The 13,691-nt window shown below is 38.0% G+C and carries 15 protein-coding genes; 11 read left to right on the top strand and 4 right to left on the bottom strand.

Annotated elements, in window-relative coordinates; translation table 11 throughout:
- The first annotated feature begins 451 nt into the window (after nt 1-451).
- On the top strand, nt 452-1,540 hold the full coding sequence (gene prfA / locus ACF8D3_RS03825) for a peptide chain release factor 1 (RefSeq protein WP_392470255.1): 1,089 nt from the start codon (nt 452-454) through the stop codon (nt 1,538-1,540).
- Complete coding sequence (gene prmC, locus ACF8D3_RS03820) at nt 1,540-2,358, top strand: peptide chain release factor N(5)-glutamine methyltransferase (protein ID WP_392470253.1); 819 nt, start codon at nt 1,540-1,542, stop codon at nt 2,356-2,358. The genes prfA and prmC overlap by 1 nt, the downstream gene beginning before the upstream one ends.
- Here prmC and ACF8D3_RS03815 read toward each other — a convergent pair.
- Both ACF8D3_RS03815 and ACF8D3_RS03810 read right to left on the bottom strand, forming a co-directional pair.
- Nucleotides 2,355-2,987, bottom strand: a complete 633-nt coding sequence (locus tag ACF8D3_RS03815; protein WP_392470252.1) for an FMN-binding negative transcriptional regulator — start codon at nt 2,985-2,987, stop codon at nt 2,355-2,357. The genes prmC and ACF8D3_RS03815 overlap by 4 nt on opposite strands.
- A 16-nt stretch (nt 2,988-3,003) precedes the next feature.
- A complete protein-coding gene (locus ACF8D3_RS03810) occupies nt 3,004-4,065 on the bottom strand; it encodes an AraC family transcriptional regulator (RefSeq protein WP_392470250.1) in 1,062 nt (353 codons plus the stop codon).
- A gap of 144 nt (nt 4,066-4,209) precedes the next feature.
- On the opposite strand from ACF8D3_RS03810, the gene ACF8D3_RS03805 reads away from it, so the two are divergent.
- Nucleotides 4,210-4,980, top strand: a complete 771-nt coding sequence (locus tag ACF8D3_RS03805) for a 3-hydroxyacyl-CoA dehydrogenase (protein WP_392470248.1) — start codon at nt 4,210-4,212, stop codon at nt 4,978-4,980.
- A gap of 180 nt (nt 4,981-5,160) precedes the next feature.
- The gene (locus ACF8D3_RS03800) at nt 5,161-5,736 is read left to right on the top strand and encodes a hypothetical protein (protein ID WP_392470246.1); all 576 of its coding nucleotides are present in this window, start codon (nt 5,161-5,163) and stop codon (nt 5,734-5,736) included.
- 90 nt (nt 5,737-5,826) lie between these two features.
- Here ACF8D3_RS03800 and ACF8D3_RS03795 read toward each other — a convergent pair whose 3' ends face one another.
- The gene (locus ACF8D3_RS03795; RefSeq protein ID WP_392470245.1) at nt 5,827-6,405 is read right to left on the bottom strand and encodes a flavin reductase family protein; all 579 of its coding nucleotides are present in this window, start codon (nt 6,403-6,405) and stop codon (nt 5,827-5,829) included.
- 54 nt (nt 6,406-6,459) lie between these two features.
- Nucleotides 6,460-7,479 (bottom strand): AraC family transcriptional regulator, encoded by a 1,020-nt coding sequence (locus tag ACF8D3_RS03790; protein ID WP_023012521.1) that lies wholly within the window; start codon nt 7,477-7,479, stop codon nt 6,460-6,462.
- 277 nt (nt 7,480-7,756) lie between these two features.
- Between ACF8D3_RS03790 and ACF8D3_RS03785 the strand changes: the two genes are divergently transcribed.
- The 7 genes from ACF8D3_RS03785 (at nt 7,757) to ACF8D3_RS03755 (ending at nt 13,635) form a co-directional block, all read left to right on the top strand.
- The gene (locus tag ACF8D3_RS03785; protein WP_136458492.1) at nt 7,757-8,773 is read left to right on the top strand and encodes a triacylglycerol lipase; all 1,017 of its coding nucleotides are present in this window, start codon (nt 7,757-7,759) and stop codon (nt 8,771-8,773) included.
- Nucleotides 8,774-8,855: 82 nt separating this feature from the next.
- The gene (locus tag ACF8D3_RS03780) at nt 8,856-9,896 is read left to right on the top strand and encodes a lipase secretion chaperone (RefSeq protein ID WP_392470242.1); all 1,041 of its coding nucleotides are present in this window, start codon (nt 8,856-8,858) and stop codon (nt 9,894-9,896) included.
- A gap of 234 nt (nt 9,897-10,130) precedes the next feature.
- Nucleotides 10,131-10,859, top strand: a complete 729-nt coding sequence (locus ACF8D3_RS03775; RefSeq protein ID WP_392470308.1) for a HesA/MoeB/ThiF family protein — start codon at nt 10,131-10,133, stop codon at nt 10,857-10,859.
- Between the two features lie 57 nt (nt 10,860-10,916).
- Nucleotides 10,917-12,215 (top strand): AarF/ABC1/UbiB kinase family protein, encoded by a 1,299-nt coding sequence (locus tag ACF8D3_RS03770; protein ID WP_004880058.1) that lies wholly within the window; start codon nt 10,917-10,919, stop codon nt 12,213-12,215.
- A gap of 56 nt (nt 12,216-12,271) precedes the next feature.
- Entirely contained in the window at nt 12,272-12,652 is a 381-nt protein-coding gene (folB, locus tag ACF8D3_RS03765) for a dihydroneopterin aldolase (protein WP_392470240.1), read from the top strand.
- Nucleotides 12,609-13,043, top strand: coding sequence for a 2-amino-4-hydroxy-6-hydroxymethyldihydropteridine diphosphokinase (locus tag ACF8D3_RS03760; protein WP_392470238.1), 435 nt, complete (start codon nt 12,609-12,611; stop codon nt 13,041-13,043). The genes folB and ACF8D3_RS03760 overlap by 44 nt, the downstream gene beginning before the upstream one ends.
- Nucleotides 13,044-13,083: 40 nt before the next feature.
- Complete coding sequence (locus ACF8D3_RS03755) at nt 13,084-13,635, top strand: DUF2799 domain-containing protein (RefSeq protein ID WP_392470237.1); 552 nt, start codon at nt 13,084-13,086, stop codon at nt 13,633-13,635.
- The last annotated feature ends 56 nt before the right edge of the window (nt 13,636-13,691 follow it).

Genomic DNA, 13,691 nt, shown 5'->3' with positions numbered 1-13,691 from the left:
CCTATTGGATAGGACATCTTTTGTAATGCGAGCAAATGTAACAAAGTTTGAGATGGAAAATGTGGAGATGCTTTCCTGAATTATTACGGTTTAGTGATTGGATTGTAGTGTTTTGTTGCTTTCGATGAGAAATAGAGCGATAAATCAATTCAAAACCCGAAGTAGATAACGATTTAATCTTGTTTGAAAATACAGAATTATAAAAATAGTAGGCAATGTTCTAACTTGGATATGTTATTTCAAATTTTACACTTCGCTTCAATAAATAAAACTGCTCAGAACAGATAAAACCAAGTGATTTGTGATGAAATGATGGTGGAATAGTAAGTTAGCAAACTTCTCTATGTTATTTAATCAGGAGAATCTGTAAACTATGCGCAATTTTTTGATTTTGCTCGTGCTTCCGCCAGTTGTGTTGCATAGAGTCTTTAGATTTTGAGATATTCCACCCATGAAAGCATCACTCCGTTTAAGATTAGATCAATTATGTGATCGTCATGAAGAGCTGACTGCATTGCTCGCAGATGTAGAAGTTATTTCGGACAATAAACGTTTTCGTAAACTGTCACGTGAACATAATGATTTAACAGAAATTACTGAGGTTTGGGCTAAATATCGTCAAGCTGAAGAAGACATCGAAACTGCTGAAATGATGAAGTCTGATCCAGACTTTAAAGATATGGCAGAAGAAGAAATAAAAGAAAATAAGGCGTTTTTGGTTGATCTCGAAGATCAATTGAATGTATTGATGATTCCTAAAGATCCAAACGATGCCAATGCTGCTTATCTTGAGATTCGTGCAGGAACGGGTGGTGATGAAGCTGCGATCTTCTCTGGTGACTTATTCCGTATGTATAGCAAATATGCTGAAACTCAAGGTTGGCGTATTGAAGTGCTTTCTGAAAATGAAGGTGAGCATGGCGGTTATAAAGAAGTGATTTGTCGTGTAGATGGTGAGGGCGTATACGGTCGCTTGAAATTTGAAAGTGGTGCACATCGTGTACAACGCGTACCTGCCACTGAGTCACAAGGCCGTGTTCATACCTCTGCATGTACAGTTGCGATTCTTCCAGAAGTAGATGTAGACACAACAGTGGATATTAACCCTGCTGATTTACGTATCGATACCTACCGTGCATCAGGTGCGGGTGGTCAGCATATTAACAAAACCGATTCTGCGGTGCGTATTACCCACATTCCTTCAGGTGTTGTGGTTGAATGTCAAGAAGAGCGTTCACAGCACAAAAACAAAGCCAAAGCGATGGCACTACTCGTATCACGTTTAGAAAATGCAAAACGTGCTGCGGCTGATGCGGCAACTTCAGAAATGCGCCGTGACTTAGTAGGTTCGGGTGACCGTTCTGAACGTATTCGTACTTATAACTACCCACAAGGCCGTATGACGGATCACCGTATCAATCTAACTTTATATAAATTAGATGCGATTATGGAAGGTGATTTAACAGAATTGTTGGATAGCTTGCATCGTGAATATCAAGCGGATCAATTGGCTCTGCTTGCTCAGGAAAATGGCGGCTAATGAATATTGCTCAAGCATTAGAAATCAAAGGCGAAATTGATAGCTACGAACGCCAAGAAGCTGCATGGCTACTTGAGCATATCGTAGGAGTCGGTGCTTTGGAGCTAAAGTTAAGGCTTGAGCAAGAGTTGACTGAAATACAAGAACAAGCTTATTTAGATGGGCTGGCGCGTATCGAACAGGGCGAGCCATTGGCTTATGTTACGGGTTCTCAGCCATTTTGGACGCTAGATTTAAAAGTAACCCACGATACTTTAGTTCCGCGTCCTGATACTGAAATTTTGGTTGAAACGGTGCTGAAACTTCCAATCAGTACGAATGCCAATATTGTCGACTTAGGTACAGGAACTGGTGCAATCGCTTTGTCTTTGGCAAGTGAGCGTCCGCAATGGCAGGTTACAGCAACTGATGTTTATCTACCGACCTTAGATGTTGCAAAAGAAAATGCGACTCGACATGGTTTAACGCAAGTTAACTTTGCCTGTGGAGCTTGGTTTGATGCTTTAGAATCGCAAACATTTGATTTGATTGTATCTAATCCACCTTATATCGATCCAGAAGATGTGCATATGCAAAAGCTCAAGTCTGAACCTGAGCGAGCATTAATTGCAGATAATCATGGGCTAGCAGATATTGAAATCATCATTACTCAGGGAAAAGACTGGTTAAAGCCAAACGGTTGGATTGTGCTTGAACATGGTTATGATCAAGGACAGGCGGTACGTAATATCTTTGAGCAACAAGGATTTAGTCAAATCCAAACCATTCAAGATTATGGTGCAAATGATCGCGTTAGCTTAGGGCAGAAATCAGGTTAATCTTGAATATATCGTTGGACTGCTTGTGCTAATTTAGCTTCACCTTGTTGCTCTAAACCATCCACAACACCGACGGCATCAACTTTATCGCGATTTTGACTGAGTTTAAATTTTCCAGTCATTTGCAGGATTTCAATTTCTATTCCAGTGATGCCTTTGAGTTCTTCAGCAATATAGTCACTTGGTGCGTCAGACATCTTCCAAGGTTTAGCTTGTCCCGCCTCATGTGTTCGAGTCAATTTTGCGAGAATACCGCGTAAGGATTTTTCATCTTCTAAAAAGCGAATAGCGCCGTTGACGTGAACCACTTGATAGTTCCAAGTCGGTACGTGTTGATGGTGTTGTTGCTTGCTTGGATACCAGTTCGGTGAAATATAGCCTTGTTCACCTTGAAAAATGACAAGCACCTCTGTTCCATTTCTGATTTGGGTGTGTAGAGGATTATTTCTTGCAATGTGTGCAACGAGAATAGCACGATGATGTTCAGGTTCACGGAGCAGCTTAAATGGTAAATGATTAGCCTCTAAGCCATTGGAGCTTTGGCTAACTAATGTCGCAAAGGGATAATTTTCAATGAGTTGATAAAGCTTCTCATGATCTTTTTCTTCAAAAATCTCAGGAAGATACATTTTTAACCTCCATTTATTACGAATCCAAATTGCTTAAAAAACTCTTTTTGTTGGGGGATGATTTACGGTAAGTACCTGGGCTTACACCACTCCATTTTTTAAAAGCGCGATGAAATGCACTTGGATCATGGAAGTTCAGCTCATCACTAATACTTTGAATGGAATCATTGGTTTTACTTAGGCGTTCAATTGCAATATCGCAGCGGATATCATTTTTAAGCTGTTGATAGCTAACACCTTCTTGTTTCAAGCGCCGTTGAATCGTTGCCGTCGACATATTTAATTGTTGTGCGATATCTTTTAATTCAGCCCATAGTGAAGGCGGTTGCAACAGTAATTGACGACGAATCTGCAAGCTTAAAGAATTTTCATTTTTAAAACGTACAATTAGGTTATAAGGTGTCTGACTCAGAAAATCTTTTAATGCCTGTTTATCTTTCTTAATTTTATGTTTGAGATAATGTGCATCAAATTCAATTTTATTCTGTTCCGCATTGAACTGAATGTCTTCGCAGAAGCGAACACGATAATCTTGTATTTCTACAGGTGGATGGCATCGAAAAGTCATACTTTGAAATGCGATACGTTGATCGCTCAACCAACACATCAAACTGTGCACTAACATTAAAAAAGTTGAATAGGTGAACATACGTTTAGGCTGTTCGTGATCGTGCAAAATCAAATAGGCTTTGTCACCTTGTTGAACAAGTTCACCATGAATATCATCTAAGATTAAACTGAGAAATCTAAGGATTTCTTTTATCGCTTGTTCTAATGTTTCAGCATTGAATGCGAGTTGAGCCAAGAGCTTATAACTGCCACGTCGCATGGGGTGTTGATCCATTCCCAAGAATTCATCATTCATGGTTTCTGCAAGTTCTACCCATAATTGTGCGCATTGAGTTACAGGAACACGCGCTTTGGTCGAGGTTAGCAATTCTGCTGAGATACTTGCACGATTGGCAATACTCACGATATTTAAACCACGACTTGCGGCAACACTTAACGCTTCGCGGATTAAAGCATTAGAAATAGTATCTTTGGCCGAATTTATATCTAAAGGTAAGTTTTTGCTCATACAACAATGAAATACAGGAGAAAAAAATAGATTAAATGCTCAAAAGTTGCATTAAATTTGCTACTTTTTGGAATTGTATCGGAAAAAACTTCGCTTTACTCTGACTTATAAAAATTTATATCTTTAATTTGATAGGAAACGTAAATGAAAATTCAAGGAAAACATTTTGTCATTACTGGCGGTGGTTCAGGATTAGGTGCAGCTACAGCAGAATATCTAGTAAAAAAGGGCGCATCGGTAACGTTGGTGGATATGAATGCTGAAGTTGGAGAACAACAAGCTAAAGCACTAGGCGATCAAGCTGAATTCGTAAAATTAGATGTAACGGATGAGCAAGCCGCTGAACAATTTTTTAAAGATGTTGTAGAAAAGCATGGTGCACTACATGGTTTAGTCAATTGTGCGGGCATTGGCCCATCGGCGAAAGTTGTGGGGAAAGAAGGGGTTCACGATCTTGCGATGTTCTCTAAAACTTTACAGATCAATGTGACTGGTACATTCAATATGCTTCGCTTTGCTGCTGATGCTATGAGTAAAAACACTCTAGCTGAAGGTGATGAAGACCGTGGTGTGATTGTGAATACGGCATCTGTAGCTGCTTTTGATGGTCAGATTGGACAGGCAGCATATTCAGCTTCAAAAGGTGCAGTTGTTGCGATGACTTTACCGATCGCAAGAGAACTAGCACGTCATGCGATTCGTATTATGGTAATTGCACCAGGTATTATGGAAACGCCAATGTTGAAAGGATTACCGCGAAACGTACAAGATGCATTAGGGCAAATGGTTCCATATCCTTCTCGTTTAGGTCGTCCTGAAGAGTTTGCTCGTTTGGTTGCACATATTGCCGAAAATTCTTACTTAAATGGTGAAGTGATTCGTTTGGATGGTGCTATTCGCATGGCAGCAAAATGATGATTTCTGTTTAAGTTTTACAAGCAGGTTTTGCTGATAGACCGTTGTGAAAAGAAATTTTACAACGGTCTTTATTTTAAGGTTCGATGCTTAGACTTGCCCATTTGATTATTACATTTTAATGTTAGGTAAAAGATTTTATGTAGCACAATAAAAATAATCGAGTTTTGGAGCTTATTAATGCAATCTATAAAAACTTTATCAGTCGCATTTACATTACTTTTAACAGGCTGCGTTGGTAATATGAATCCAACGGGTAATATGACTCGACCAAACTATCCATACTATACGACACAACAACCGATAGCCGTTAAAAATATACGTGTACCCGCTGGCACGACACTTGTGTATGAGAAATATGCATTTAAAAAGGGTAAGCAAGAGCGTCTATTACCTGAAGATAAGCTCACAGATATAAAATTACCAGAAGGAAAAACAATTGTTTGGGGAGGTGTACCTGTCACTCAAATTTCTCGATTTTTTAATACAGAAATGCGGGGTTACTCAGTATATGCAGATTTCAATCAGCTTGAACTCAAGCAGTGGACGAAGTTTTCGCAGTTGTGGCAAAGTTGCAATGATGACTTAGGAATTACGGTCAAAGATACCCGCGACTGGTCGTTTAATAAAAATAATATCGCTGATGTAGAAAGTTGTAGCGTAAATTATCAACGATATTTCAAAGATGATGCTCAACAAAAGCAGTTTTTAGATACATTGTATTCTGAGTTAATGAAAGTTGATTCGCCATCATAACCGATGGTTTTACTAAGCTATTGCTTGAGATGAAATACTATTTCAGTGTTGGTATATAAAAGGGAAATGGAACTGCATTTCCCTTTTGAATTAGAGCTGAGCTTTTACTTCTTCACCAATCAAATAAAACGTTCCGCCAGCAATGTAATGAAGACTTCTTAAAGACTTATCGACATCTTCAAAATGCCAGTGTCCATCACGGAAAACGCGTGAATCTGCCCAAGCTGCAATGACTGAACCAATAAATAGATCATGGTTTTGTTGATTATGCGGTTCAGGGATTACTTTACAGATTAACCATGCAATGCAGCCATCAACTAATGGAACTTCTAGATCATCTTTATAAAATAGCTCAGTTTTGCAGTCTGCTAACTTATGAGGATGATCAAACTTACTGATAGTACCCAACTGATGCACCATATCAAGTTGAGCGAAACATGGAACTTGAAGTGCAAAGTATCCACTTTGTTCAACCAACTGGCGCGTTTTGGTACTTTTATCCAATACCACAGTGACCTTCGCGGGTGTTAGCTCTAAAGCACATGCCCAAGCTGCCGCCATAACATCAGCGTCTTGCTCATGCTGAGCTGAAACAAGCACTGTAGGGCCATGATTTAAAAGACGATAAGCTTTAGGTAACTCAACCGCTAATAGATTTTGAGTGTTCATACACTTTCCGAATATTTCTGAACACAACTATTGTTGCATAAAGATCGCTATGATTTACTCATTTTCCCAACGTTTGTAGGCACGATTAAAACTTGAGGTGGATGAATAACCGAGTTTTTTTGCAACTTCTTCTTTCGTGATTAACGGATTTAATAATAACTTACGCGCTTTTTGTTTACGCACGTCGTCATGTAGACTTTGAAAGCTGACCGCTTTCTCTTGCAGCATCCGCTGTAATGTTCTTTTGGTTAAATTCAACTTTTGAGCCACTTGATCAATGCTGAGCAATCCTTCTATTGGATCATCAATCAACCGCTTAACTCGATAAAGAATATCTTGTGTCGCAACTAACTCATCAAGCTCTTTTTGACAGAGCAATTTAAATTTTTCAGAGGTAAGAGGGTCAGACATACTCAAAGGTCGATCTAAAAATTCGGCAGGTGCAATTAAACGAGTATGTGGTTGTTCGTAACGTATTTCTTCAAAAGTAGTATTCAGAATTTTATTAAAACGAGAAAAATAGGGCGGATATTTACATTGTAAATCAATGCTTGGTTTAAAATCAGGAATGAAAAATCTAACTAAGTGAACGAAGCCAGTTAAGAAAAAAATACAACTAAACTCATATGATCGAGTATCTGAAACATCAGTGAAGTTCAATAGAGATGGATCATAAATAATCGTATAGTAGGCTAAATGTTGTTCGATTTTGAAATCAAATTCTACAAACGAACATTGTAAGCTAACGAACTGATTAATCGTTTGAATTGCGTCATAGGCATTTTTAGATATTGCGACAGTAAATCCAAGTAAGCCATGAGAACTGATTTTAATCTGTGTTCCTGCATAAAATCCGATGCCTTCTTCTTGTGTCAGCTCGATCGTACGCTCAATGACTTTTTTAAACGAAGCGAGACTAATTTTATAACTTAGATCATTCAGCTTATCAATTTCTACACCAGTTCCCCAAAAGAGGGTTTCAACTGAAATATCCCATTGAGCCACGACCTCACTTAGTAAATGTGCATAAGAGCTACTTATAAAATGATGTTTATGATGCCGAGGAAGACTCATGATAGTAACTAAATTCCATTTTTAAACTGATCCTGCGACTTTGAAAATAATCCAGCAATGTGAATTTGAAAATGTACATTCATCGGAATTTTCGGATTCGAGCATAATTTTGGCGTCTATTGTTATGAATTTGGCGCAGTTTGTTTTAGTCTAAAATTCACGCAATATTTGTAGGGAGTATAATTTTGCAGTTCATTTGTATGTTTGGAATGAATCCGCATACAAATCGCACGGACTATATAGCTGTAATAAAAACGAAAAATGCTAGGAGCAAAACGTGAAGAAAAAATATTTAAGCGCTATGACGTTGATGGCGGGTATGCTGATGAGCAGTGGATCTGTAGTGCATGCAGGTTTATTCGACTTCTTATCACCAAAGGCATCATGGCAAAATTGTAATGTGAACTCATGTTCAGTCGGCGGTAGTACTTATGTTACCTCTAGTTATGCCAAAACAAAGTATCCAATCTTATTAGCACATGGTATGGCAGGTTTCTCTGCTGTTGGGCCTTTACAGTATTGGAATGGCATTACAGAGGACTTGGTTGGTAATGGTGCAAATGTGTTTGTCGCTCAACAAGCATCATTTAACTCATCAGAAGTACGTGGAGAGCAATTACTTTTACAAGCAAAACAAGTGCTTGCAATTACAGGCGCTCAAAAGGTCAATTTGATCGGACATAGTCATGGCTCACAATCAGTTCGTTATGTAGCGAGCCTTATGCCAACTAAAGTTGCCTCAGTAACTGCTGTAGGTGGACCAACTAAAGGTTCTGATGTTGCTGATGTAGTTTATTCCATCACTCAATCACCAGTAGGGCCGATAGCAGCACCTGTTGTTGCAGCCGCAGTGGATGCTTTCTTTTCTTTAGTGGGTATTGGGTCTGGTCATTATTATGATCAAGATGCAATCGCAGGACTGAATTCACTTACAACTGCTGGCTCAGCGAATTTCAATAGTCGTTTCCCAGCAGGTGTTCCAACGACCGCTTGTGGTTCGGGTACTGAACTTGTCAATGGTGTTCGCTATTATTCTTGGGGCGGTACAGGGGTGTTAACCAATGTATTAGATCCTCTAGACTATGCTTTAGTCGCAACATCATTACTCATACGTGGTGAGAATGATGGCTTGGTGCCGCGTTGTTCAAATCATTTAGGCACAGTCATTCGTGATAATTATAATTTTAACCATTTGGATGAAGTGAATCAGGTGTTAGGCTTGGTTGGTTTCCTACAAAATCCAGTCACTCCTTATCGAACTCAAGCAAACCGCTTGAAGAATCAAGGTCTATAACTACTCAAATATAAGGGAGTATGTTCTACTCCCTTTACCATATAACGGTTCACACAATTAATTATAAATAGAGCAAGGGATTATGAGCGGTAAATTTATAAATCATAAGACAATTATATTTGGTGTTATTACGAGTGTATTGCTCTTACTACTGCTGATTTACTATGTATTTAAACCAGAAGCTCAAACTCAAAACCAAAATATAAATACGCAGACAATACAGCCAGAAAACACAGTTTTAGAAAGTGCAACTGTAAATAATAAACAAGGAAAACTGCCAACCCTAGCAGCATCATTACAAGGTACAGAGATTGACTGTCCAATTCAGGTTGATGCAAATGGGAAACTCATTTTAACGGTTGGTATTCGTAGTTGTTTTGATTATTTCTTTTCTAGCTTAGGTGAAAAAACGGAAACAGAGCTTGTCGCAGATATACGTCAATACTTACTCGCAACATTGCCAGAGTCCGCTTCAAACTATGCAATTTATTTACTTGATCAATATGTTGCTTATATGCATGCACTACAAAACTTAAAACTAAATGCAGGCTTTAAATCTAATAATGTTGATGCTTTGCAAAAAGTCGTAGATCAAATGGCAAAAGTACAACAACAGTTTTTTAATACTGCTGAAATTAATGCTTTGTTTGGTAATGAAAGAAATCTAAATCAATTTAATCTTGAGCAAATGCGTATCCATGCCAATAAAAATCTAACGACACAAGAAAAGGCTACAGAGCTTGCGAAGTTGATTGATGAATTACCTCCAGCGCTGGCCGATGGCGTACGAGTTTCAATGCAATTTGCTGAATTGCAGCAACTTACGAAAGAAATCCAAGCAAAAGGCGGATCAGCTCAAGATTTAAGAAGTATGAGGGAAAGTTTACTTGGGCCTGAAGCAGCTGATCGTTTGGAAAAAGTTGATCAAGAAGAAGCAGTGTGGCAAACGCAAGTTAATCAGTATTTATCTGCGCGGGATCAAATTTTAAAAAGTGATGCAAATGATGCCAGTAAACAACAATCCATTGCTGAATTACGTAATAGTTCATTTGGGACGAAAGAGGATTTATTAAGAGCTCAATCCTATGAAGTGATGCATGATCAAAAAAGTAAAGGATCATAATCAATCATTATTTCTAGCTGTAAGTGCTCTCCATTATATTTCCCTGAAATGACTTGTAGAAATGGAGGGGAACTCACTTCAATAAAAAATATGAATTTGCTATTTATTCGTATTTTATGCAATTTAACTTTCATAAAAATGCGCCGACACTTAGAATCTAATCTGTTCGGAACAGGCTAGAGAATTGTTGTGTCAAACCATTTAGAAAACGAATTTGAGCTAAGTAATGATGAAATGCATCTTTATAGTCGTCAGATTTTATTAGATGGTTGGGACATTGAAGCACAAGAAAAACTCAAACTCGCCAATGTTTTGATTATCGGTGCAGGTGGCATAGGTTGTACAAGTGCTGAGCTGTTGGCACGAGCAGGTGTGGGTAAAATTACGATTGTTGATGCTGATACCATCGAGATGAGTAATCTTCAGCGACAGATTGCATTTACATTGAATGATCTAGGTCGTTACAAAGCAGAGATTTTGGCCAAGCATCTACAAACAATTAATCCCCATATACAAGTGAACTATCAAAATATACGTTTTGACCCAACGAATGCTGATGATTTAGTACAGCATCAAGATGTAGTTTTAGATGGTTGCGATAATTTTAGTACGCGTTACTTGGTCAATTCGATTTGTCGAAAATATCAAATCCCATTAATTAGTGCTTCAGCGATTGGTTTCGAAGGGCAGTTATTTATGGTTGATGCTGAGACCGCATGCTATGAGTGTTTATTTCCTAAAGAAAATCATGCAAATGAAGGGTTGCGCTGCGCAGAATCAGGTGTACTAGCCACTACGCCTGTCATTATAGCGTCATTACAAGCACATCACACTTTGTTGTTCTTAGGCCGTGGATTAATGCCACTTAAACAGAAACTCTTGCTTTGGAATGGTTTAAATCTTTCACAGCGTATTCTGCAATTTGAAAAAGATGCAAATTGTCCAGTTTGTCAGGCAACTTAATCGGTAAACGCCGTGAAATTTGATAAACTAAAACCATCTATGAGGCAATGAAAGATTATGAAAAGAAATATTTTATTCGATGGATTGCGTTCTGTTGCACGTATTGGTGAAACAGTGATGGTTGCAGCACAGGCAGGTGTAAAATACGCAACTGAAAAACCAAGTAACGCAAAACTTATGCGTGAGACTTTTGAATCATTGGGTTCTACTTATATTAAACTTGGTCAATTCATCGCAAGTACACCATCTTTATTCCCTCGTGAATATGTTGAAGAGTTCCAAGGCTGTTTAGATCAAACACCAACTTTGCCTTTTAGTTATATTCAACAAGTTTTAGCTGAAGAATTTGAAGGTAAGAATCTAAATGAAATCTTTAGCTTTATTGATGAAAAGCCTTTAGCATCGGCATCAATCGCACAAGTACATGCGGCTCGATTAGTTACAGGTGAAGATGTTGTATTAAAAGTACAAAAACCTGGTGTGGAAACGATTCTATACACAGATTTAAATGTAGTTCATTGGGCAACAAAACTCCTTGAAAAGGCAGTTCCTAAAATCAAATTTGCCTCCTTGTCTGAAATCGTTGATGAAATCAAAACACGTATGGTACGCGAAGTAGATTTTATCGAAGAAGCACAAAATCTTGATGATTTTGTACAGTACCTAAATGTTTCTGGTAATCAAGCTGCAACTGCACCAAAGGTTTATCATCAATTCTCTACACGCCGTGTTTTAACGATGCAACGATTGTATGGTGTGTCTTTAACTGATTTTGACGTTGTAAAGAAATATGCAAAAGACCCAACACAAGTATTGATTACAGCTATGAATACATGGTTTGGTAGTTTGATGTTATGTAAAAGTTTCCATGCAGATTTACATGCAGGGAATCTAATGCTGCTTGAAGATGGTCGTATCGGTTTTATTGATTTCGGTATTGTTGGTCAATTAAAACCAGAAGTTTGGACGGCATGTATGGCATTTATGGATGCTTTGCAGCATACCAATTACACTGCTATGGCTGAAAATATGCTCAAAATGGGGATGACGCATCAGAAAATTGATACCCAAGTTTTAGCTGACGATCTCGAGCGTTTATTTAGTGGTGTACTTTTAGCCGATCCTCAAGAGATTTTGACTTCAAATCCAGCTGATCTCAATGACATTATGATGGATATGATAGGGGTTGGTGAACGTCACGGCATTAAATTCCCGCGCGACTTTGCGCTATTATTCAAGCAAATGTTATATTTTGATCGTTTCATGCGTGTTCTCGCACCCTATACCGATATTTATGCTGACCAACGTTTGAAAATGGTTCACAATATCGAACCTGCTTCATTCTTGAAGCACTAAAAATTCTTTTAAATCCCCCTTGTTTCAAGGGGGAAATTTTATGTGATGTTGAGTTAATGGACGCCATTATTATAGAAGGGCTAAAAGTTGATACGGTTGTTGGTTGTTTTAATTGGGAACGCCAAATCATTCAGCCTTTGATGTTGGATTTAACGATTCATAATGACTTGAGTCAGGCTGCTCAGTCTGATGAGTTGGAAGATACGCTGAATTATGCTCAAATTTGTGAGTTAGCTGCACAAGTGATCCAACAAGCACAACCTAAGTTAATTGAGCATGCTGCGCAATTGGTTCTTGAAAGTTTATTTACGACTTTTTCTTCGATTGAATCTATTATTATCACTATTCGTAAACCTGCAATTATTGCTCAAGCAACTGCAGTAGGAATTCGCCTTGAACGCAACAGAAACGATTTTTGCGCTCGCACTGGCGAGTAATGTCCAACAACAACATCATTTCAGCTTTGCTTATGCTCAAATTAAGCAATTGGGTGATGTGAAATTTTCTTCTATTTATCAGATTCCATGTCGTGATGGTGTCGGTGCTGATTATTGGAACTCCGCTTGTTTATTAACAAGTACCTTGTCTGTTGAGGACATGATTGAGGCATTAAAAAAATTAGAATTAGAATCTGGGCGTATTCGGCCATCGCATCATATTAGCTTAGACATCGATGTTATTGCATGGGGCAAAGATTTGAACCATATGCAATTTAATCCAAAGAAGCTACCATTAGCAGTAGATGTGAAAATTCCTTTAGTTGAATTATGGCAAGATGATGCGCTGAAATATAATGCAGAGCTGCAATATCCTGTCATTACAATGTAATTTTTATTGTTTGTAACACCATAATAATAGGAATAATTTTATGAAAATTATTTTTCAAATTTCATTTTTAAGTCTTTTACTGTCTGGTTGTGCAGCCATGAGTGTTGATCAATGCAAAACGGCAAACTGGACAAGTGTTGGTGAAAAAGACGGTTCTGCAGGACGAGAGTCAAGATTAGATAAATACTATTCATCGTGTCAGAAAGCGAATATTGTTCCGAATCAAGCGCTTTATGAAAAAGGTTATAAGCAAGGTTTAAGTTATTATTGTCGTCCTGAATCAATCTTCTATGAAGCGATAGAAGGACGCGGGAATTATCAAGTTTGCCCAGTTGAAAAACGTGATGCGTTACGATCATATTATCAAGTTGCTAATGAATACTACCAAGCAAATTCTGAATTTGATCGCTCACAAAATGATGTCAGTTATTATTTGAGAGAATTAGAACGTAAAGATTTATCATCAAAGCTTAGAGATGACTATAAAAAGCGTTTATACGATTTACGCTCAAATAGCAGCAGAGTTCAATATCGTTATCAAGATGCTGTAAGGAACCTTGAACGATTTAAAGCAGAACATGGATTGAATTAATCCAATCCTAAAACCTATGGTGCTGCCATAGTTTTTTTTATAAATAGAACAATTGA

Origin of the sequence: Acinetobacter sp. YQ_14 (assembly GCF_043102985.1) — a bacterium.
GTDB lineage: Bacteria > Pseudomonadota > Gammaproteobacteria > Pseudomonadales > Moraxellaceae > Acinetobacter > Acinetobacter venetianus.
This window is presented reverse-complemented; position numbering and strand designations above follow the sequence as displayed.